This is a genomic window from Paenibacillus silvestris, from assembly GCF_009882985.1.
GTDB classification, from domain to species: domain Bacteria; phylum Bacillota; class Bacilli; order Paenibacillales; family NBRC-103111; genus Paenibacillus_E; species Paenibacillus_E silvestris.
The window spans coordinates 904,533-924,906 of record NZ_WTUZ01000022.1; the positions used below are offsets into that span (position 1 = coordinate 904,533).

Consider the following 20,374-nt stretch of genomic DNA (forward strand, 5'->3'; position numbering starts at 1 on the left):
AAAGCTTGGAAAGCTTATTTCCAGGCTTTTTTGTTGTTTGTTCATATTGGGTTCATATTTGAAATGTATCTTATAGAAACAATCATTAGACGAGGGGAGTAAAGGAATGAATCGACTCACATACTTTTCCATGAAAAATGTTTCGGCATTATTCATTATCATGATCATGCTTTTTGCAGGCGGCTTGTATTCTTCATCGCAGCTTAAAGTAGAGAACATGCCGAACGTTTCTTTCCCAGTAGTTGCTGTTACGACTACGTATACAGGTGCACCAAAGGATGTCATGGATGAAATTACATCACCGATAGAGAAGAAGCTTGCGAATCTCGAAGATCTGGATTCGATGCAATCGACATCAAGTGATAACTTCTCCATGATCATTTTAATGTTCAAGCAAGATGTGGATGTTGATAAAAAGAAACAGGCTGTTCAGGATATGCTTGGTGAAGTTTCTCTCCCTGCAACTGCAGCAGCACCTAAAGCGTCGACATTCGGCGCGGCTTCATTCCCTTCCAACTATTTAGTTGCTTATGCCGATAATGGCATCAGCCAAACTGAGCTTGATAAATCTTTTAAGGATAAAATTAAGCCAGGTCTTGAAGGAATCAAAGGGATTGACCACATGGACGTGATCGGAGCCAGAGACACCTCGCTGGATATTGAGCTGGATGCCTCCGCGCTTGATGTCTATGGCTTATCACCAGGCATGGTATCGAATGCGATTAATGCCGCAGCGACCAAAAGTCCGATCGGCAGCGTAGAAATCAGCGGCAACGACAAGATGACGCGTGTAACGGGCAACTTGTCCAGCTTGTATGAGTTGGAGCAGCTAGAAATCACAACGCCAAAAGGCGATATCGTAACGCTAGATCAGGTTGCGAACGTCAAAGCGATTACGGAATCTGATTTCATCGGCCGATTGGATAGCAAGCCGGCGATTGGGATGATTTTGTACAAAGCAGGCAGTGCAAATGCCGTTGAATTCTCTGATGAGATTCAGAAACAGATTGAAGACTGGAAAACAACTTTGCCTAACGTAACTTTCAAAAATACGTACGATAGTGCAGACCAAATTAATGAATCGATTTCAGGACTTATACGTGAAGGTATCGTAGGGGCTGTATTGGCCTCCTTAATGATCTTGATTTTCCTACGTAATGTTCGGATGACGCTTATTGTTCTTGTGTCGATCCCACTTTCAATTTTGATTACATTACTATTAATGTCTAGCTTAGGCTTGACGCTCAATACGATGACCCTCGGCGGTATCTTTATTGCCGTAGGCCGGGTCGTGGATGACTCGATTGTTGTTATTGAAAATATATATGCCTCCTTGCAGAAAGCGCAGCAGCGCAATGAATCCGTTATTGCTTTGGCGACGAAGCAGGTATCGATGGCAATTACGTCTTCCACACTTGCAACTGTTGGGGTATTCGCACCGCTTGCTTTGGTTACGGGCGTTGTCGGCGGATTCTTTAGACCTTTTGCCTTAACCATCGCTTGTGCGTTGCTTTCTTCCTTGATTGTAGCTTTAACGGTTATTCCGATGTTGGCTAAACTGCTTGTTCTTCGCAGCAAACCAAGTAAAGTTCATCACGATGAGTCGCAACCAACGAAGCTAACTACGTTTTACGAGAAAGTATTGACTTGGAGCTTGAAAAACAGAATCAAAACGCTGCTTGCCTCAGCGCTAATGCTTGTTGTGACAATGGCAGCAACCATTCCATTCTTGTCCGTGGCCTTCTTACCTGAATCAAGTGCCGCGACGACGATGTATTTCCAATTGAAGCTGCCTTATTCGACTTCATTCGAAGCGACAGATGCGAAAACGAAGGAAATCGAAAAAGTGTTGTTAGATACGAAAGACTCGAATGGCGAGCCTGTCTTTAAATTTGTGGAATCTTTAGTCGGTTATGCTGGCAATGATGATGAGCGTACACCGTATGCTTCACAGATTTTCGTTCAAGTAAACGATAAAGTTGATGGTAATCAAGTAAAAGATGAAATGAAGGCTTATATTCTTTCAGAATTGCCAAGTGGATCTGAGGTTGAACCAAAAGCAATGGAAGGTGATTTCGGGGTTTCATCGACGGATTTTGCCTATACGCTGCAAGGTGATGATCAACTTCAACTGGAGAAAGCAGCCAAGATCGTGAAGGATAAGCTGCAAACTTTCCCAGAGCTTGCTGAGATTGAAGATAATTTAAGTGATGCCAAAACAGAGATAGAGATTGCTGTAGATCAGAAAAAAGCAAGAGCTTATGGGCTCAGCTCCTCATCTGTTCGAGATACAGCACGTGCCTGGATTCAAAAACAAAGTCTGGGAGATATGAAATTTGATAATATCACGTATACAACTACGGTATCGTTAGACAAATCGGACAAAAATACGCTTGAAAAACTAGGTAACATTCCGTTAGCTGGATCAAATGGATCAACGATTCTGCTCAAGGAAGTAGCCAAAATTAACGAAACGAAGGGTGCTGCATCACTTGCACGTGAAGATCAGCAGCAGCTTGTCAAAGTATCAGCCAAAATTAATGATACCAATAAAACCGGCGTAAGTGCTAAACTTACCGCGGCATTAAAAGATGTTGAATTACCTGAAGGCGTGACACCGAAAGTAACGGGTGTTTCCGACGATGTCAATGAGAGCTTCGGTCAATTGTTCGTCGCCATGGGAGCTGCGATTTTCGTCGTTTACCTCATCATGGTTCTGGCTTTTGGAAACGCAAGTGCACCATTTGCCATCTTGTTCTCTCTACCGCTTGCGGTTATCGGAGGGCTGCTCGGACTCGTTATTGCCCGCGAGCCGCTAACAGTTACATCTATGATTGGTTTCCTCATGCTCATCGGAATTGTCGTCACGAATGCGATCGTCTTGATCGACCGTGCGCAGCAGCTGCGTCATGAAGGCTACACGGTTCGCCATGCTCTAATTGAAGCAGGGAAAGTGCGACTTCGTCCGATTATTATGACAGCTGGAGCTACGATTATGGCTTTGGTGCCGCTGGCATTAGGTATTTCTGCAGAAGGCGGGTTGATTGGTAAAGGACTGGGTGTTGTCGTTATCGGTGGTCTGATTACCTCTACCGTTCTTACTCTAGTAGTCGTACCTATTGTTTACGAGTTGATTGAAAGCATAAAGAACCGCATAGGTCGCATGTTCAATCGTAAAAAAGATAACCAAAACACAACTACAAGTACGATAGAGGTATAAGGAGGCACATAGATGATTAACGATAGTTCGCGAAAACGTAAATTTAGATATCGCTCGATGGGCGTGATTGCGCTACTGACCGCTGCTGCGGTCTTAGCGTCCGCATGCGCAGCACCAGGGTCCAAGGGGGCAGCGACGGTTTCACTGGCGCCAAAAGCGGTTAAAACAGAAGCTGTTAAGAAGCAAAAAATTAGCAATCCCATTGAACAAGTTGCCGATGTAGCGGCAGGAACGACTCTGGATGTTGTTTCAAAAGCAAATGGTGAAGTACTGAGCGTGGTGAAAAAACGTGGAGAGTACGTGGAAAAAGGTGAAGTCTTGTTCGTAATTGATAATAAAGACGCCTTATCTGCACAACGGAAAAGCCAGCTAGCTTTAAAAAGCGCGCAAGAATCTTTACAACAAGCACGAGACAATAAAGTGAACAATCGCAAGGATCTGGCGGATAATGTGGCAAGATCGCAAACCGCTTTGACCAATGCTCAGCAAGATTACAACAAAACTCGTAATGATTTTGATGCTGGGACAGTGGTTCAACATCAAGTGGACCAAATGAAGCAAGCTTTGGATAATGCACAGATGAATCTGGATGCTGCGCAAAGCAAGCTGTCGGCCTTTGATAATTCCGATTCGATTTCTTCTGCACAAACACAGGCAGAATCTGCCAGTTTATCCTTAGAGGATGCGACGCGGTCTTTAGAGAATTATGAAGTGAAGGCACCGGGCAGCGGCGTACTAACTGACTTCAATGTGGTCGTGGGGCAGACAGTATCTGCGGCTGCTGGAAAGGTCGGTCAAGTTCAGCAAATTGATCCGATTAAAATCAAAACCGAGCTTACAGAAACCAACTACCAACTTGTTAAAGGGAAACAAGAGCTAGTTTTCTATAATCCAGATACACCGGACAAAAAAGGAACAGCGAAAATTAGCTATTTAGCTCCAATCATGAGCACAGCAACCAAAACATACACGCTTGAGTTGGAGGTTCCAAATAGTGATCACGGGCTTCAGCCAGGTAACAGGTTCATGGTGCAGCTGACAACGGAAACTGAAGAGCAAGTAGTCTCTATTCCTACACTTAGTGTGATTCGTGAAGAATCGGATACTTTCGTCTTCGTTGAACAAGGTGATCAGTATGTGAAACGCAAAGTGAAACTTGGACGGATCAGTGGAGAGTTCCAAGAAGTGATAGATGGCGTAAAAGATGGAGAGAAATTAGTCATTTCCGGACAGAACACTTTGAAGGACGGGCAAAAGGTAGAAAGCGCGAGTGCTTCTCCAGCAGCGACTACAACGCCAGCAGCGAAATAAATCAGCAGCGATATTACTCAAAGAGGAGCGTATATACATGAAAAAAAGACCATGGAAATCTAGTCTGACCGCCATTATGCTTGGCGCGATGATCGTGCAAGGCGGTACTGCCGTATGGGCAGCCGATGCTGCTCCAACCGCACCTGTTAGTGCACCTACTGTTAATTATGGATTAACAAGTGACATCCGCGCAGCCGTGAAAAGTGTAGCCGTGACGCCAACAGCGTCCGGTTCACAACTTGCTGTTACGGTTCGCTTATACAATGGTGGCGTGACACAGAACCGAGTACCTGAGCACGAGCTTCGTGTGCAAACTTCGAGCGGCGTTTCCTACACGCTGAAGCCAAGCGGAACCAATAAAGAGTCCTTGCAGCCGAAGGAAATTGGCGAACTTGTTTATATGACAGCCGTTGATACGAAGGAAATTGGCACGATTGATCAGCTTTCTTTCGTCAACGTAGACGTATACTCCTACCCGAAAGTGGAAAAAACGTTGCTTGCTATGCCAACTAATTCCGTTTGGTATGGCGCTATGGGAAGTGCCGCCTTACAAAACCTTAATAACGTTACTTGGGGCCAATCGTTCGTAATCCCAGGTGTAAACTCTGGAATCACCTATACAGCGGTTGAAACTTCTATGCAAAACACAACGGCTGGACGCGTAGCAGTAGTAACTGTTCTTGCTAGCAATCCAGGTGCAGGCCGCGAAACAGTGCCAGCCTTCCGTATGGATGCTCAGTCCGAAACGAAGAACTATGAAGGAAAACGTGCGGAAGTAGAACCTGTTACGTTGGAAGCTGGCGAGCAAAAGTATATTCATTTTGCAATCCCAGTTGAAAACGGTGTGACATTGTCTAACCTGGTGGTTTTATCAACTGATACTTTTGTTGCAAAAGGTGCAGCCGAGGCGGCAACAGCAGCAACTACAGTAGCAACAGGTAAGCTGGCTATCGCATGGCCAAAACAACAAGGATCTACAACCGCCGTTCCTTATACGATCGGTCAACCGATTGCGTTTGATGCCTTGACTAAAGTGGTCGACAAATCAACGCAAGTCTCTTTGATGGAGCTTCATCTGCACGAGAATCCAGGTGAAGGTTTCAAAACAGCTGTGGCGAAGTTCAAACTAACGAATACAAGCACATCGCCAATTGCGTTACCAGCGTTCGTGTCGGAGCTTGTGAGTACACAAGGATTAACGTACCAAGGAGCTCGTCAAGCCAATGTGACAGAAATGATGAATCCTGGACTTAGCTACGTTGTGAGCTACTCCTACATTGTTCCTCAATCCGAAGAGGGAACAAGCTTCTCTCTGAAGCTGCTTGATACCGTAGCTGCCGCGCCTTATACGACGACAATTGCAGCACTGCAAACGGATCTGCAGCAGGAAGAAGCAGAAGATTCAACGATTTCCTTGTATCCTTTTGATCTGAAAATTAATGATGTGGCTGTTAACACGCAAACGACAGCTCAATTGACGTATACGTACAAGGTTCGTCTGGATATGGATATCAAACAAAAAGAGAATGTCGTTGTCGACAATAATTTCTCGAAATTGAGATTTGAGATTGTCGATAGTGCGGGACGCGTTCTGGGCTCCAAGGATGCGGCTTTCACAGGTGTAAATAAATTGATTAGCGGCGTACAAATGATAGATGCTTCGAACATTACAACGGATCAATTTAGCTACCCATTCACAGTGAATGTGTATGAAACAATTGAAACGGCTAACGGTACTGCAAAACGTTTATTAAAAGTAATTAAATAAAATGGATATTGAAAAAGCACCCAAGTTGGGTGCTTTTTTTGGTTAAACACGCGCCTTAACCGACTTCGCATAATCCGAGGGAGACATGCCAACCGTCTTCTTGAAGTCTCTGGAGAAATAATGAATGCTGGCATAGCCGAGCATCGCGGCAATTTCGGTGAAATTGTAATGGTCTTCTCGAATGTAGGTTTTGGCCTGTTCGATTTTCAGAGATTTGAAGGCTTCTAAGACACCCGTTTGCATTTGGGACTGGAAAAGCTCCTTTAATCGGCTTTTTCCCAAGTGAAACGTCTGGCATAACTGATCCTGGGTAAAAGATTGTGAGAGATTGTCCTTCAGGTAAGCCACGATTTGCTGAACGATGCGTTGTTCGGCTTTTTCTTTTTGAAGAGACGACTGTTTAATCTTAATGGCTGCATCTATGGGGGTAGAGGCTTGTTTCTGATTGCGAATCAGGGTAATAAGCAAAGCTTCCAAGTACGTTTTGATCAACTGCTCGCTGGCAAAAGGGGCTTCGGGATTCCGTTCAAGATTATGAACGGAAGGCCTGTCGAAGGGAGGCAGAAATGCCTGAAACCCCTCTTGGATAATGAGGGATAGCATATTTCTTTCCCGGTCGCCAAGGGGGACAACTTTATTTTCAAAATCAGACATCGCTGCTGACGCGCATTCGAAGGAAATAACGATAAGATTAGGCGGTTTATGTTCATGCTTTACACTAACTGTATGGAACTCCTCAGGTTTATGAAAGATCATATGCCCCTGCTGAAGGGTGTGGATGTGATCATCGGCCCGAACCTCGACTTCACCTTTGTCGACATATAGAAGTTCCCAGAAGTCGTGTTGTTCGCCGTCAAACACATATCCCTTCGCATACTCAAAATAGTGAAAGGAAATGAGATGATGTATGGTTATTGATTCTTGAAGCTGTATGCGTGGGAATTCCATGCTGTCCGTCCTTTCATAGCGTCGTGTGGTGGTAGGACACAGCCTTATTTTAACATATTCGTTTTTGCAAAAGTGCAAATAAATCGGCTTTTTGGATAAATCTTATCTTGCCAACCTCTCTTATAATAAAGGAAAGAGATGGAGGAGATAACGATGAAAAAAGGGATTAATATTTGGTCATTTCCAGGCTCCATGAAGGTGGAGGCATGTATAGCTGTCGCGAAGGATGCTGGGTTCGATGGTATCGAGCTGGCGTTGAACGAAACAGGCGAACTTAGTCTTGAAAGTAATGAAAGCGAAATCAAACAATACCGCCAGCTTGCCGATGATAAAGGGATTGAGCTAACGAGCTTAGCCAGCGGTTTATATTGGACGTACTCCCTCACAAGTGGACATGCTGGAACGCGTCAAAAAGCGAAAGAAATCATCAAAAAGCAGCTGGAAAGCGCAGCGATTTTGGGCGTAGACACGATATTGGTTGTGCCTGGAGCAGTTGGCGTCGATTTCATTCCGGACTCTGAAGTTGTGCCATATGATCAAGCTTACGATTATGCTCTTGAAGGGATTAGTGAGCTGTCTGCGGTTGCGGAATCTCTCAAGGTATCCATCGGCATTGAAAATGTTTGGAATAAATTATTGTTATCACCGCTTGAACTCAGAGATTTCATTGATAAAATCAATTCGCCATATGTCGGTTCCTACTTCGACGTTGGGAATGTCTTATTTGCAGGTTACCCGGAGCACTGGATTTCAATCCTGAATCATCGCATCAAAAAAGTGCATTTCAAAGATTATCGACGCGCTGCAGGCGGCTTGCACGGATTCGTCGATCTGCTTGCAGGTGATGTGAACTATCCGGAAGTGATGAAGGCATTGCAAGCTATCGGCTATGAGGACTATGTCATCGCAGAAATGATTCCTGGCTATACGCATCACGGACAGCAAATTATTTATAATACATCAGGTGCTATGGATGCCATTCTGGGGAGGAAATAAGCCATGTTAAAAATTGGATTAATCGGATTAGGTTTTATGGGCAGAACGCATCTGGAAAATTACATTCGTCTTGAAGCCGAAGGCGTTCCGATGAAAGTCGTTGCCCTATGCGATATTGACATTGAAAAGCTGGAAGGACATGCAGCAGGAGGTAACATTGATACGGGAGCTTCCAGTATTGACTTCAGCGTTTATAATAAGTACACAAGTGTTGCAGAAATGATTGAGAAAGAGCAGCTTGATTGTGTGGATATGACACTGCCAACGTTTTTGCACAGAGAAATTTCCATTCAATGTTTGAATAAGGGTCTTCATGTTTTGTGTGAAAAGCCGATGGCACTGAATGCAGAAGAGTGTAAGGACATGATTGAAGCTGCCGAGCGGAACGGGAAACAGCTGATGGTCGGCCAATGCCTGCGCTTCTGGCCAGCCTATGAGTATTTGAAACAAGTTGTCGCAAGTGAAACGTACGGCCAAGTTCTTGCTGGTTACTTCTACCGCGGCGGCGGAACGCCGACTTGGGGACCGTGGCTGTTGCAGAATGCGAAAAGCGGCGGGGCGCTGCTCGACATGCACGTGCATGATATCGATATGATCAACTGGTTGTTTGGTAAACCAGAATCCGTCTCCTCCTTGGCTCGTAACGTGGTGCCAGGTAGTGGGTACGATATTGTTTCAACGAACTATTTGTACGAAGATGGCAAGGTCATCAATGCGCAAGCAGACTGGACGCTGCAAGGAGATTATGGCTTCGATATGCAGTTCCGGGTAAATTTCGAAAAAGCTAACGTCGTTTTCACAGCAGACGGTTTGAAAGTCAATGTGAACGATGGTCCTGGCTTCAGTCCTGAGATCTCAGCAGAGATGGGCTATTACCAGGAGCTCAAATATTTCGTTGAGACGTTGATTTCTGGCCAGGATGTAGCAACGGCCACGCCTTTCAGTACAATGGACAGCATTGTCATTGCGGAGGCAGAAATTGAATCAGCTGATAATCGCGGTGCATGGGTTCGCGTCAAATAGCTTTGAATCAATAAAACAACCTTGGACTTTCTCGGAAGAGAAATTCAAGGTTGTTTTATTGGATTTTAGTAGCATTTGACTGAAATCGCTTACGTATCCTAAACTAAAGGCAATTGAAATTGAGGAGCATAGAAAATGATAGACACCCAGTCAACAGCAACTTGGAAAAAGCTCAGTCTATTCGCCATTACGTGGCCGATCTTCATTGACTCCGTTCTGCGGATGATGCTCGGTACTGCGGATGTGTTCATGCTCAGTCGGATCTCAGATGAAGTAACCGGAGCGGTCGGATTAGCGAATGAAATCATCGTATTCTGCATCTTGATGTTTGGCTTCGTCGGAATCGGAACGAGTGTAGCGGTAGCGCAGAATTTGGGCGCAGGCAGGGCCAAGGAAGCGAGTCGTATTTCAGCCTTGGCGATTACCATCAACTTGATATTCGGGATCGTCGTCAGCATCGTCTTGGTCGTATTTGGCGAATCGATCATGCAACTAATGAACTTGGCTCCTGACCAGATTGCCATAGCTAAGAAATACCTGAATCTCATCAGTGCTTTTATTTGGATAGAAGCATTGTCGTATGCAGTATCCTCGGTCCTTCGTTCGAATGGTCAGACGAGAGACGTTATGTACGTGACGCTTGGTGTGAACGTGATCCACGTCGTTGGTAACGTCCTGCTCATCTTCGGGAATCTCGGATTTCCTGAGTGGGGTGTAACGGGGGCGGCGGTCTCCACAGTCATAAGCCGTTTTCTTGGACTTATCGTCCTTTTCGTAATTTTATATCGCCGGATTCCGTTCCCGATTCGCTTCAAGAATTATATTACGTTCGATAAGCGTATTGTGAAGCAAATCTTGAGCATTGGACTCCCTTCTGCGGGAGAGCACTTGTCCTGGCAATCTCAATATCTCATGATTGTGAGCTTCGTGAATATCATCGGTCAAGTCGCGTTAAGCACGCACGTGTATGTGATGAATGTTACAAATTACTTCATGGCGCTTGGGATGGCGATCGGTATGGGTACGGAGATCATCGTAGGTCATATGGTTGGTGCCGGCGAGTTCAAAGCAGCGTACCATAAGCTTATTCGCAGTCTGAGAATGACATTTCTACTCACTTTTGTGGTTGTTGGTATCGCATCTATTTTCCGTAAAGAGCTGCTAGGGCTATTTACAGACAATCCAGAGATTATTGCGATGGGATCGGGGATTTTGCTGCTAAGCGTAATTCTCGAGCCTGGTCGAACGTTCAATCTAGTGGTTATTAATTCACTCCGCGCTGCGGGTGATGCTAGATTTCCAGTTGCCATGGGTGTTCTCTCCATGTGGGGTGTTGCCGTACCGCTTGCGTATTGGCTGGGCATTCATATGAAGATGGGGCTTCTAGGTGTATGGATTGCCTTTGCGGTTGATGAGTGGCTGCGAGGCTTGATTATGTATTTACGATGGAGAAGCCGCGTATGGGAGACCAAAGCGCTGGTGAAACCTACTGGCGGCGGCGTCGCAGCCAATTCATAACTGAAAAGCACAGGGCCCCTAAGGGTTCCTGTGCTTTTCTGGGTTGGAGGTTGACTACACACGGCTGCTGGTGGCTGGTGTAATACTATTCTATTCCGTTTTCTTCTAAAATAACTGGATGTTTGGAGGATATAGTAGAAAAAATGCTAGTGTCCCGCTCACTGGGCTATTGCTTCGTAAAACCAGTATAAATGTGTATGGAATCTCTCAGAAATTCTGCGGTTCCTGGTTGTTTATCATCATAGTAGGCTTTAAATCTTTCATCATCTACATACATTTGGGCTAGACCGGCATGTGCCTCTTTGCTGTATTCACTCCAATAATAGGATAGCCATTGTTTGTGCAAATCCGCGGCTTTTTGGGCGGCCGCACTAGCGGGATCTCCCGTTTTGAAAGCTTCTGCAAGTGAGTCGGTCACTTCACCTGCAAGACGCGTAACCTCGTCATACTGCTCTTGCGTCATATGTTTCAATTTATGATTCGATTGATTGACCTGCTCTTCCCCATATTTCTCCCGAATTTCTTTCCCATATTTGTTCTCATTCTCATCCATCAGTTGTTGTTTGAAGCCTTCGAATTTCTCTTTATTTGACATGGCTGTTCTCCCTTCATGTAACACTAGCGTTTTTTCAACATTGGCAATCAACGCATCAAGCTGAGCTCTTCTCTCCATTAGCTGTACATGATGTTCTTTAAGAGCATCCTCTGCGTTAAAGGTGGGGGCGGTTATGATTTCTTTGATGCGATCCAGATTAACACCTAATTCTCTGTAAAATAAAATCTGCTGGAGTCTATCAACTTCGTTCTGTCCATAGAATCGATACCCGGAAGAATTGATTCTTGCCGGCTTAAGGAGCTCAATTTCATCATAATAGCGAAGCGTTCTGGTGCTTACACCTGCCAACTTCCCTAGGCTCTGCACGGTGTATTCCATCTGTTCACCTCCTGACAACTTAACTCTACAGCTTTACGCTGCGTGAATGTCAACGATATTTTTATAGCCAAAACCAAGAAACTAAGTTATACAAGCTCTAATCAACGAATAAGATATTACGAGCCTTAGGGCTTGTATGTCTAAAGAGTGAATGGGTGATTGAGATGTATGTGATGCTAAGCTTTCTACTATTGGGTTTATCACTTTCCGCGCCGATTGGTCCTATTAACGCCGCCATGCTGGATAGAGGCATCAAGCGTGGCTTTGTCCATGCGTGGATGGTGGGGATTGGCGGTATGCTTGCGGACGTTATCATGATTGTTCTCATTTATTTCGGTCTTGTTCACTTTCTTACAACACCATTTATGAAGACATTTCTATGGCTATTTGGTTGTTTTATTTTACTCTACACGGGAATTGAAAGTGTCGTTGGTGCTGGCAAGTTGAAAACGGAGGGTTACAAGTCGGAAGAGACGTTGGCCAAATCTTTTTTTACAGGATTAATTATGTCGATCAGTTCTCCGTTGTCAATCCTATTTTGGATAGGGATTTATGGATCGGTGTTGGCGGAAACGATTGCTAAGTATGATAGAAATCACGTTCTGCTATATACGGGGATCATGTTCGTGGGCATTATCCTGTGGGATCTCATCATGGCTTCATTAGCCAGTGTCTTTCGGAGATTCCTTACGCCGCGCGGGCTTTCGGTTATCTCTATCGTTTCAGGGTTATCCCTGATCGGTTTTGGTCTGCATTTTGGATTAAAAGCTTTTCATGCCCTCTTCAATTAACCTCTTCCCCTATCATTAAGTTGCTCCTTCGTGATTATCGGGTTTGGGCATGGACAACTTGTCAGGATGGAAAGTGGTGACCGAACCAGGCGCATTCTTTCTCCATTTGAAGCTAAGCCCAAGAGTCACAAGGCCAATCAATACGATGAATAAAAGACTGATCCAGAAGCCTGGCCGGCTCGTCGGATGAAAGGCGGTGCCAGTTATAGCGGTTAGAATAAGAAGCATGCCTGTGTATCTTTTGATTTTCCCCCACCGGGATAACTGCAGTAATCGGCCTGATGAGAGCAGGATGAACAGCCAATTCATCAGCAGCATAATGCCTGCCGCTGTGGTGATGTACGCATACAATTTCTCAGGTAGAAGCAAGGCCATGAGCACCGCAGCCGTTATTCCGCCCGTCGTAAACCCGAGGGCGGGTAACGGCATTTTGCGCTTGCCGCCTGTTCGTTTAGCGAATATGGCGGGAGCATTGTGACCTTGCGCTAACGTGATCAGGATCGTTGTAACCGCAAATAGGGAAGCGACCATCGTCGAAAATCCCGCGATGATTAGAATCGCATTGAAGGCATGGGGGACAAAAGGGAGTTGATAAGAACCTAAGGCCACCTGAAAAGGGCTTTCTTTCCCTTGGAGATTGCTCAGAGGGATTAAAGCCAAGGCGAGTGCTAACGAGGCGATATAGATGATGGTTAACAGAAGAATCATCATGTTACCAGCTTTAGGCGCCTCTTCAGGCCGCTTAAGTCTGGCGGCCATGATGCCCAAGATTTCAATGCCGCCAAAGGCGTAATAAGCATAGATGAAAGATGACCAAATGCCGACTCCCCCCTTTGGTAAGTAGGCTTCCTTGGCAGTCGGAAACTTCGGCGGGTATGTGCCTGTAAGGAATCCAAGAACCGCCGCACCTGCGATAATGACAAACATCACAATGGCGGATACTTTGATGATGGCAAATATATGCTCGGCACGTTCAAAGACTTTGGTCCCTAGCAGAATAACGCCAAGTCCTATTAGGGCGTAGACCGTCGCAAAGACCCACATCGGTAACTTAGGGAACCAGAAGCGGGTGAAAAAGGATAAAGCTGTTAACTGGCTACCCATAATTAATAGCTCTGAGCACCAATAGACCCAGCCGCTGCTAAAGCCAGCCCAGCGGCCGAAAGCTTGGGCCGCATAGGTTTGAAATGAGCCTTGCTGGGGATCCTTGCCTGTCATTTTGGCCAGAACATCAAAGACGAGATAAGTGCCGAAAGCTGCGAGTATAAACAAGAAAAGGACGGAGACGCCGCCCATTTGAATAGCGATTCCAGAGCCTAGGAAATACCCGGTACCTATTGTGCAAGCGACTCCGAGTAAACTCAGCTGCCACCACTTCATTCCCTGGGACTTACTCGTACTCATCTTGTCGGGCATGTTGCCTCCTAAAGCCGTTCATTTGATAACAATAGCTGTTATTATAGCTTGACCACTGGTAAAATATACGGGAGATCATGCCATCTGAGCGAACAGCTGGTTGTCACGAAGGATGACGTTATAAGAGGCGAGTCTGGCGCTAGGTACATTATGACAGCGTCCTGTATGTACTTCAAAGGTCCAACCGTGCAAAGGGCATTCGAGCTCTCCGTCAATCAGATCCACGGTGTAACCGCCATGAGGGCAAACACTTGAGTAAAGATTGTACTGGTCATCGTCTACCTGCATCAAAAAATACAAGTCACGGTCAAGCTGAACCTCCACAGGAAAAGTAGTAAATTGATCAATGGAGCCGATAAGGATTTCCTTCATGGCTTGAGTCTCCTTTTTCGAATAGAGTTAGCTTGATTATAATCCACTGCCTTGCTGAGACCAAGAGTGAGTTGTGACAAACAAAGGAGTACGATACAAATGAACAAAATCAATCCATTATTAGAAGCGTTTCAACAAACGAACTTCCCCGTTGGCGGCCACGGCAAAAGAAATATTCAAGTATTGATAGATGCCTTGCAGGACGTTGATGGTCAAACAGATGGAGATACTTATGGCAATGGCAAGCTAATTGAGGATTTCCAAGAGGAAATGGCCGCGTTTCTTGGTAAAGAATCTGCCGTCTTCTTCCCAAGTGGAACGATGGCTCAACAAATTGCTTTGCGAATCTGGTGCGATCATAAAGGGATCAAGAAAGTCGCATATCACCCGCTCAGCCATTTGGAAATCCATGAGGAGGACGGGCTGAAGGAGCTTCATCACATCCAGCCAATTCTGCTTGGTGAGAAAGATCGACTGATTCGTCTGGAAGATGTGCTGCATATAAAAGAAGATATCGCTTGTTTGTTGCTGGAATTGCCGCAGCGGGAAATTGGCGGACAGCTGCCAGATTACGAAGAGCTTGTACAAATCTCGGCCTATTGCCGCAGTCATGGCATCAAATTACATTTGGATGGGGCTAGGCTCTACGAAATTCTTCCTTATTATCAGAAGTCTGCGCGCGAAATCTGTGAGCTGTTTGATAGTGTCTACATTTCTTTCTACAAGGGGATTGGCGGCATTGCTGGGGCATTGCTTGCGGGAGACGAGACGTTCACGAAGCAGTCTAAAGTGTGGAAAAGGCGCCACGGCGGCGATTTGATCAGTCTATACCCGTATATCCTGAGTGCGAGCCATTATTTCAAGCAGCGTTTGAATAAAATGGGGCAATATTACGAGGAAGCCATCGAACTTGCTGCCTTGTACAATCAGGTTCCTGGCGTTGCTACGACCCCTAGTAAACCGGTCACAAATATGTTCCACGTACATATCAATAGGCCAAAAGAGCAGATGGAATCCCTGTTGGTCAACTTATATGAGGCAACAGGCGTTGGACTTACTCATTATCTGAAAGAAATAAATGAGACATCATGCTGTTATGAGGTTTCCATCGGTGATCGGTATGCAAATGTACCGAAGGAAGAGCTTAGGAAAGCTTTTGCATGGATGGAGAGTCATTTGATCGAAAATGGCGTTTAGACTGTCGATTAAATCCCCAAACTGGTAACAGGAGGGGATTTTTTGATGTTATTTTCAGCCATAAAGCCAATGGGTGTCAGCTTCGGTGAGGAGCCTTTTGACGATCAACACTTTATTTATGAGCCGAAATGGGATGGCGTTCGAATCCTTATCCATAAGCAAGGAGGCCGTATTGAGGCCTATTCGCGGAGTGGAAGAGCTGTAACGCACAAATTCCCAGAGCTGCAGGATGCAATAAGTGCGATTAAAACACATTCTGCTATTTTGGATTGTGAAGGCATTGTACTCCGCCGTAACGGGGCGCCTGCATTTGATGATTTTATGTATCGGGATCGGATCAGTCAATTAGGAAAAATAAACCGAGCGGTGCATACACATCCGGTGACTTTTGTTGCTTTCGATCTTTTGTATACAGATAGAGAGCATCTAAATGAGCCTTTAGTTGAGAGGAAAAAGCGTCTAGCTGCTGTCGTTGATTCTACTCCAGTGCTGATGCCGACGTTGTTTGTGGAGGCGCAGGGGAAGGCGCTTTTTGAAACGATGAAAGAACGGAGTATGGAAGGAATTGTGGCCAAACGGAAAAGCTCGATGTATGTGCCTGATACTAGAAGCAGCGAGTGGCTTAAGATTAAGCACGTGAAGAGCATAGATGTGGAAATATTAGGGTACAGAATGGACCCTTTCGAGCTGGTCATCGGATTGAATTTCAGGACGGTGAAGCATAAGCCGGTTGGTGTAGTGGCAGAAGGTATTACCGCGGCGGACAGGGCATGGTTTGTTGCTATAGCAGCGCCACTAGTGATGGGAAAAGAGGGAAACACGCAGAAGATGGAGCCGCGTCTGTGCTGCCGAATTGATTATTTGGATCGAACGGATATGCATCAGTTAAAGATGACGACGTTTCGAGGGTTTCTACTTGATAAGAAGCCTGAGGATTGTGTTTGGCATTATTGAGATTTGTTCACAGGGGCATACTTAAATTGAAACATTTCAACTTGGTAAAAAAAGTATGATAAAATAGTTTCTATGCAGAGTAAAAAAATAAGCAGGAGGTTGGTCCGACGCGATGTTTGAACACTTGGTTTGTTTTAAATTTAAGGAGACTTTAGCTGCGCAGAAGGAACAGGAAGTAATTGAGAAATTGTTGTCTTTGAAAGGTAAAATTCCGGGCATTGTCCAGATTACTGCAGGTGTAAATGAGACAGAAGAAACAGGAAATATTCAGGGATATACGATAGGATTACGGGTGACCTTCCAAGATCGGGAGTCTTTGCAGCAGTACGGCCCTCATCCGGCTCATCAGGAGTTTGTGCAATCGGTCAAAGGTATCCTTGAAAATGTAATTGTGATTGATTATCCTATTCAATAATAATGGGGATGGATTGGAAGAGGACTGGCAGCTTGTGCCGGTTCTCTTTTGCTTTTTTTGGGGAACTACAGGTCACTATTTCGCTGAAAAGATAGGTTTTCACGTATAAGGGGAACTGTCGTCCGCTATTTCAATGATTTCACCTGAAAAGGTTGCCATGCAGGGCGAATATGGCCCTGTAGTTTCCCTCGGTATCGGAATTGCTGGGTTTCCTCTAATTTAGGGGACTCTAGTTCCCTTCCGAGATTTGTGTCGTTCCCCTTATTTCCCATTAAGGAAATGAAGTAGCAGGCTAGAGAGTTGGGGAATAGTATTAGCGCGGTAAAATAATTTTCAACTTAAGGAAGGTGTCTGCTAGTGCAACAATGGAAGGGAAGTAAGCAAAGAACGAGAATTGGTGTGTTTGCTGGGAAATATCTAGGTGTTGCTATTCTGTCGGTCATGCTGCTGTTGTATGTACCGAATCTGGCAGGAGCAGTTGGGAAACCCGCCAATGGTCCTGATGTATTCGTCATTCAGGGAATGCTGAAGACACTCGGCAGCTATTCAGGTGAAATCAACGGCTACTATGATGATGTGACCGTGAGGGGAGTTAAGTATTTTCAGAAAAAACACGGGCTTCCCGTGACAGGAGCGGTTGATAACCGAACCCTCGAGTCAATCACTTATGCTTATATACGTGCTAAAGGAGCAGGACAAGGTGGAGGCGGTGGCAGCCAAGGCGGTGGCCATGGTCATGGGGAAGGTAAAGGGCATGGCGGAGGCGGCAAAGGTCAAGGCGGAACCGGAGGTAGCCAAGGTGGCGGTGGCCAAGGTGGAACTGGTGGCGGCCAAGGCGGTGGTCAAGGCCAGGGTGAAGGTAAAGGCTTCGGCGGCGGCAAAGGTCAAGGCGGAACTGGAGGCGGCCAAGGTGGTGGTCAAGGCCAGGGTGAAGGTAAAGGCTTTGGCGGCGGCAAAGGTCAAGGCGGAACTGGAGGCGGCCAAGGCGGTGGCCAGGGTCAGGGTGAAGGTAAAGGCTTTGGCGGCGGCAAAGGTCAAGGCGGAACTGGAGGCGGACAAGTCCCGAGTACTCCGACACCTGCGCCGAATGGAAATGGCTATAAAGCACCGAATGGCAACGGAGGACAGACACCTATGCCAAATGGCAATGGTGGGCAGGCACCAGCACCAAACGGAAATGGCTATAAAGCACCCAATGGCAATGGAGGGCAGACACCAATGCCAAACGGCAATGGTTCTAAAGTGCCTAACGGTAATGGAGGACAAGCTCCTGCACCAAATGGCAATGGCAACGGCAACGGCAACGGTAATGGAGCTCAAACGCCAAATGGCAATGGGAACAATGGTAACGGAAATGGCAATGGCAACGGCAGTCAGTCCAACGATGACTAATTGGCGTTAGGTAGGAAGGCCTGTTTCATCCGTATAGGATGAAATGGGCTTTTTTTATTGGGGGGAGCCGAAAGGTTACCCTATATACTTGCACGTGATGGCGAAATAGCGGTAATTTCTACAGTTAAAAATGGCGCTGAGAAAGGATTCTGCGGAGTAACGGGAGTTTCTCCAGTTAATTCGGCCGATGTGGCCGCTTTTGTAGGAAAAACTAAAGAAATAACAGGAGAATTTCCATCTAATCCTAAATTAATGGCTAAATTGAAAGAATTAGCGGTACTATTTCCAGCTAAAACTCAAGACTACCGCCCCAAATCTCATGCAAGGACGCAGTGTCAACGACTTTATGTCGTAGGCGGGTCCTCAACCTTCGATTCCTGACGCTGCTTCCAGAATAATACGGTCAACATTCGTTCGACCCATTCTTTGTCTTCCTCGGTTAAAAGAATGCCATCGAACAGAAGCTCATTCTCGCGCAGAAACCGCCGTAAATTGACAGGGTTACTTTGGAACTTCTCTGTTGAAGGCGTTGATTCCAAATATCCGGCTATGTCCATTAATTCAGAATAAGACGTATTGAGCCCTTCGGAAAGCTTCATCAACACTTCCGGAGACGGGATGCCGCGATTGCCGTTTTCTAGCTGGGAGATGTATGCCGCGGATACGCCGGAACGGTCAGCTAGCTCTCGCAGGGTAAAACCTTTTAATTTACGCAAATCTCGTAATTTATCATAGAAATACATGAATTTCACCCTCACGATTCGAAAAGTAAACAGTAGTAAACATTTTAATAATATCAGTATACAAAAGTAATTACAATGCGTGTAGGGCTGGGATATTGCCGGAAACGATGTTGTTTAAAGTAAACTATTTTGATTGCAATAGTTAATTTGTGTGATATAATAGAAACAAGGGGAACAAAATGAGAACGGGAGGGGAGCAGAAACGAATGAAAATAATGAGCACGAAGATCAAGGCTAACACAGATGCTTTTATTAAGGCTAGAGTTGTCAAAGGTTACTCGCAGCGAGAACTGGCAAGACATTCGGGTTTAAGTCATGCCTATGTCAGTCTGCTAGAACGAGCGATTAAATCGGTAGGACCCTCCACTGCGAAGAAATTAAGCGATCTGCTCGATAAGGAATTAGAAGAGTTGTTTCGAATAGAGATGCAGCCTAGACCCTAGCGAACTCCTGGATTAGCCATTCATTATTTATAATGATTGGTTTTTTTATTTTTACTATTTACAAAAAAAAGCCATGCTCTCAATGAATGAGAACATGGCCAATTCGTTATGGAAGTTTATTTAATAGTTAATAATTCCGGATATAGAGCATTAACGCCACCAGAAAGACCTTTTTGAACATTAGTGCTAATGTCGTCCGCAATAATCTCATACAGACCATTTTCAATCCCATTAATAGCGATTTCTGCAATTTTCTTCGGATCCGATTTCGGTTTTTCTAGTCCTTTGGTCATGTCCGTATCCATATAGCCAACATGCAACCCTGAAACGGTAATGTTTTTTGGCGCTAAGCTTAAACGTAGGGCATTTGTCATGGACCATTCTGCGGATTTTGCCGCGGAGTAGGCTCCTGTGCTATCTGTTGTGTACCAGGAGAGTACGGATAAAATATTAAGAATCGATCCTCCGCCGTTTTTCTCCAAGACAGGTGCAAAATCTCGAACCATGGAGAGTGTACCGAATACATGCGTATCAAACTCTAAGTGGATGTCATCCCAGCTGCCTGTCAGAACTGAAGCCCCTGTTGATGTACCTGCATTATTAATAAGCAGTGTGACATCAGAAGCTGTTGAGGCTGCCGCTTTCACAGACTCCGGATTCGTGATATCGAGCTGAATAGGAATCGCTCCGGGAATATTAACGGACTCCGGATTTCTTGCACCTGCATATACTTTTGCACCGCGTTTTAAAAGTTCCTCTGCTAAGTGCTTACCTAAACCTCTATTTGCTCCAGTGACTAAGGCTACTTGTTTTGAAATATTCATGTTGAATCGCTCCTTTATGTTTTAAAATATGATGACCGTAATATATTATAACCATAATATTTTAAAACCGTCAACTGCATAATAAAAGATAACTGAGTTTTACCCCAAC

18 protein-coding genes are annotated in these 20,374 nt (G+C 45.3%); 12 read left to right on the plus strand and 6 right to left on the minus strand.

What is annotated here, in order from left to right:
- The first annotated feature begins 106 nt into the window (after positions 1-106).
- Genes GQF01_RS24495 through GQF01_RS24505 form a run of 3 tightly spaced genes read left to right on the plus strand, consistent with a single transcriptional unit; the run spans position 107 to position 6,299 of the window.
- On the plus strand, positions 107-3,220 hold the full coding sequence (locus GQF01_RS24495) for an efflux RND transporter permease subunit (protein WP_161409380.1): 3,114 nt from the start codon (positions 107-109) through the stop codon (positions 3,218-3,220).
- A 12-nt stretch (positions 3,221-3,232) separates the two neighbouring features.
- Positions 3,233-4,531 carry an efflux RND transporter periplasmic adaptor subunit gene (locus GQF01_RS24500; protein WP_161409382.1) on the plus strand — a complete coding sequence of 433 codons (1,299 nt, stop codon included), beginning with the start codon at positions 3,233-3,235 and terminating at the stop codon, positions 4,529-4,531.
- Positions 4,532-4,568: 37 nt separating this feature from the next.
- Positions 4,569-6,299: a hypothetical protein gene (locus GQF01_RS24505; RefSeq protein ID WP_161409384.1), complete on the plus strand. Its 1,731-nt coding sequence runs from the start codon at positions 4,569-4,571 to the stop codon at positions 6,297-6,299.
- Positions 6,300-6,341: 42 nt separating this feature from the next.
- On the opposite strand, the gene GQF01_RS24510 is transcribed toward GQF01_RS24505, so the two are convergent.
- Complete coding sequence (locus tag GQF01_RS24510) at positions 6,342-7,247, minus strand: AraC family transcriptional regulator (RefSeq protein WP_161409386.1); 906 nt, start codon at positions 7,245-7,247, stop codon at positions 6,342-6,344.
- Between the two features lie 153 nt (positions 7,248-7,400).
- Here GQF01_RS24510 and GQF01_RS24515 point away from each other — a divergent pair, with 153 nt between their 5' ends.
- The 3 genes from GQF01_RS24515 (at position 7,401) to GQF01_RS24525 (ending at position 10,784) form a co-directional block, all read left to right on the plus strand.
- Positions 7,401-8,243, plus strand: coding sequence for a sugar phosphate isomerase/epimerase family protein (locus GQF01_RS24515; protein WP_161409388.1), 843 nt, complete (start codon positions 7,401-7,403; stop codon positions 8,241-8,243).
- A gap of 3 nt (positions 8,244-8,246) precedes the next feature.
- Positions 8,247-9,266, plus strand: coding sequence for a Gfo/Idh/MocA family protein (locus GQF01_RS24520; RefSeq protein ID WP_161409389.1), 1,020 nt, complete (start codon positions 8,247-8,249; stop codon positions 9,264-9,266).
- Between the two features lie 135 nt (positions 9,267-9,401).
- Positions 9,402-10,784 (plus strand): MATE family efflux transporter, encoded by a 1,383-nt coding sequence (locus GQF01_RS24525; RefSeq protein ID WP_202556637.1) that lies wholly within the window; start codon positions 9,402-9,404, stop codon positions 10,782-10,784.
- Positions 10,785-10,950: 166 nt separating this feature from the next.
- Here the strand turns inward: GQF01_RS24525 and GQF01_RS24530 are convergent, their stop codons facing one another.
- Positions 10,951-11,718: a MerR family transcriptional regulator gene (locus GQF01_RS24530; RefSeq protein ID WP_161409391.1), complete on the minus strand. Its 768-nt coding sequence runs from the start codon at positions 11,716-11,718 to the stop codon at positions 10,951-10,953.
- Between the two features lie 164 nt (positions 11,719-11,882).
- Here GQF01_RS24530 and GQF01_RS24535 point away from each other — a divergent pair, with 164 nt between their 5' ends.
- Positions 11,883-12,509 carry a LysE family transporter gene (locus GQF01_RS24535; RefSeq protein ID WP_161409924.1) on the plus strand — a complete coding sequence of 209 codons (627 nt, stop codon included), beginning with the start codon at positions 11,883-11,885 and terminating at the stop codon, positions 12,507-12,509.
- Between the two features lie 15 nt (positions 12,510-12,524).
- Here GQF01_RS24535 and GQF01_RS24540 read toward each other — a convergent pair whose 3' ends face one another.
- A complete protein-coding gene (locus tag GQF01_RS24540; protein ID WP_161409393.1) occupies positions 12,525-13,925 on the minus strand; it encodes an amino acid permease in 1,401 nt (466 codons plus the stop codon).
- A gap of 75 nt (positions 13,926-14,000) precedes the next feature.
- Positions 14,001-14,297 carry a Rieske (2Fe-2S) protein gene (locus GQF01_RS24545; RefSeq protein ID WP_161409395.1) on the minus strand — a complete coding sequence of 99 codons (297 nt, stop codon included), beginning with the start codon at positions 14,295-14,297 and terminating at the stop codon, positions 14,001-14,003.
- A 99-nt stretch (positions 14,298-14,396) separates the two neighbouring features.
- Between GQF01_RS24545 and GQF01_RS24550 the strand changes: the two genes are divergently transcribed.
- From GQF01_RS24550 to GQF01_RS36690, 4 genes are all read left to right on the plus strand, one after another.
- Positions 14,397-15,494, plus strand: a complete 1,098-nt coding sequence (locus GQF01_RS24550) for a threonine aldolase family protein (RefSeq protein WP_161409397.1) — start codon at positions 14,397-14,399, stop codon at positions 15,492-15,494.
- Positions 15,495-15,539: 45 nt separating this feature from the next.
- Positions 15,540-16,448 carry an ATP-dependent DNA ligase gene (locus GQF01_RS24555; protein ID WP_161409925.1) on the plus strand — a complete coding sequence of 303 codons (909 nt, stop codon included), beginning with the start codon at positions 15,540-15,542 and terminating at the stop codon, positions 16,446-16,448.
- A 112-nt stretch (positions 16,449-16,560) separates the two neighbouring features.
- Entirely contained in the window at positions 16,561-16,863 is a 303-nt protein-coding gene (locus tag GQF01_RS24560; protein ID WP_161409399.1) for a Dabb family protein, read from the plus strand.
- A gap of 357 nt (positions 16,864-17,220) precedes the next feature.
- On the plus strand, positions 17,221-18,255 hold the full coding sequence (locus tag GQF01_RS36690; RefSeq protein ID WP_328803522.1) for a peptidoglycan-binding domain-containing protein: 1,035 nt from the start codon (positions 17,221-17,223) through the stop codon (positions 18,253-18,255).
- Positions 18,256-18,599: 344 nt separating this feature from the next.
- On the opposite strand, the gene GQF01_RS24570 is transcribed toward GQF01_RS36690, so the two are convergent.
- Complete coding sequence (locus GQF01_RS24570) at positions 18,600-18,998, minus strand: helix-turn-helix domain-containing protein (RefSeq protein WP_161409400.1); 399 nt, start codon at positions 18,996-18,998, stop codon at positions 18,600-18,602.
- Positions 18,999-19,204: 206 nt separating this feature from the next.
- Between GQF01_RS24570 and GQF01_RS24575 the strand changes: the two genes are divergently transcribed.
- Positions 19,205-19,441, plus strand: coding sequence for a helix-turn-helix domain-containing protein (locus GQF01_RS24575; RefSeq protein WP_235960215.1), 237 nt, complete (start codon positions 19,205-19,207; stop codon positions 19,439-19,441).
- 116 nt (positions 19,442-19,557) lie between these two features.
- On the opposite strand, the gene GQF01_RS24580 is transcribed toward GQF01_RS24575, so the two are convergent.
- On the minus strand, positions 19,558-20,265 hold the full coding sequence (locus tag GQF01_RS24580; protein WP_161409401.1) for an SDR family oxidoreductase: 708 nt from the start codon (positions 20,263-20,265) through the stop codon (positions 19,558-19,560).
- Positions 20,266-20,374: the final 109 nt, after the last annotated feature.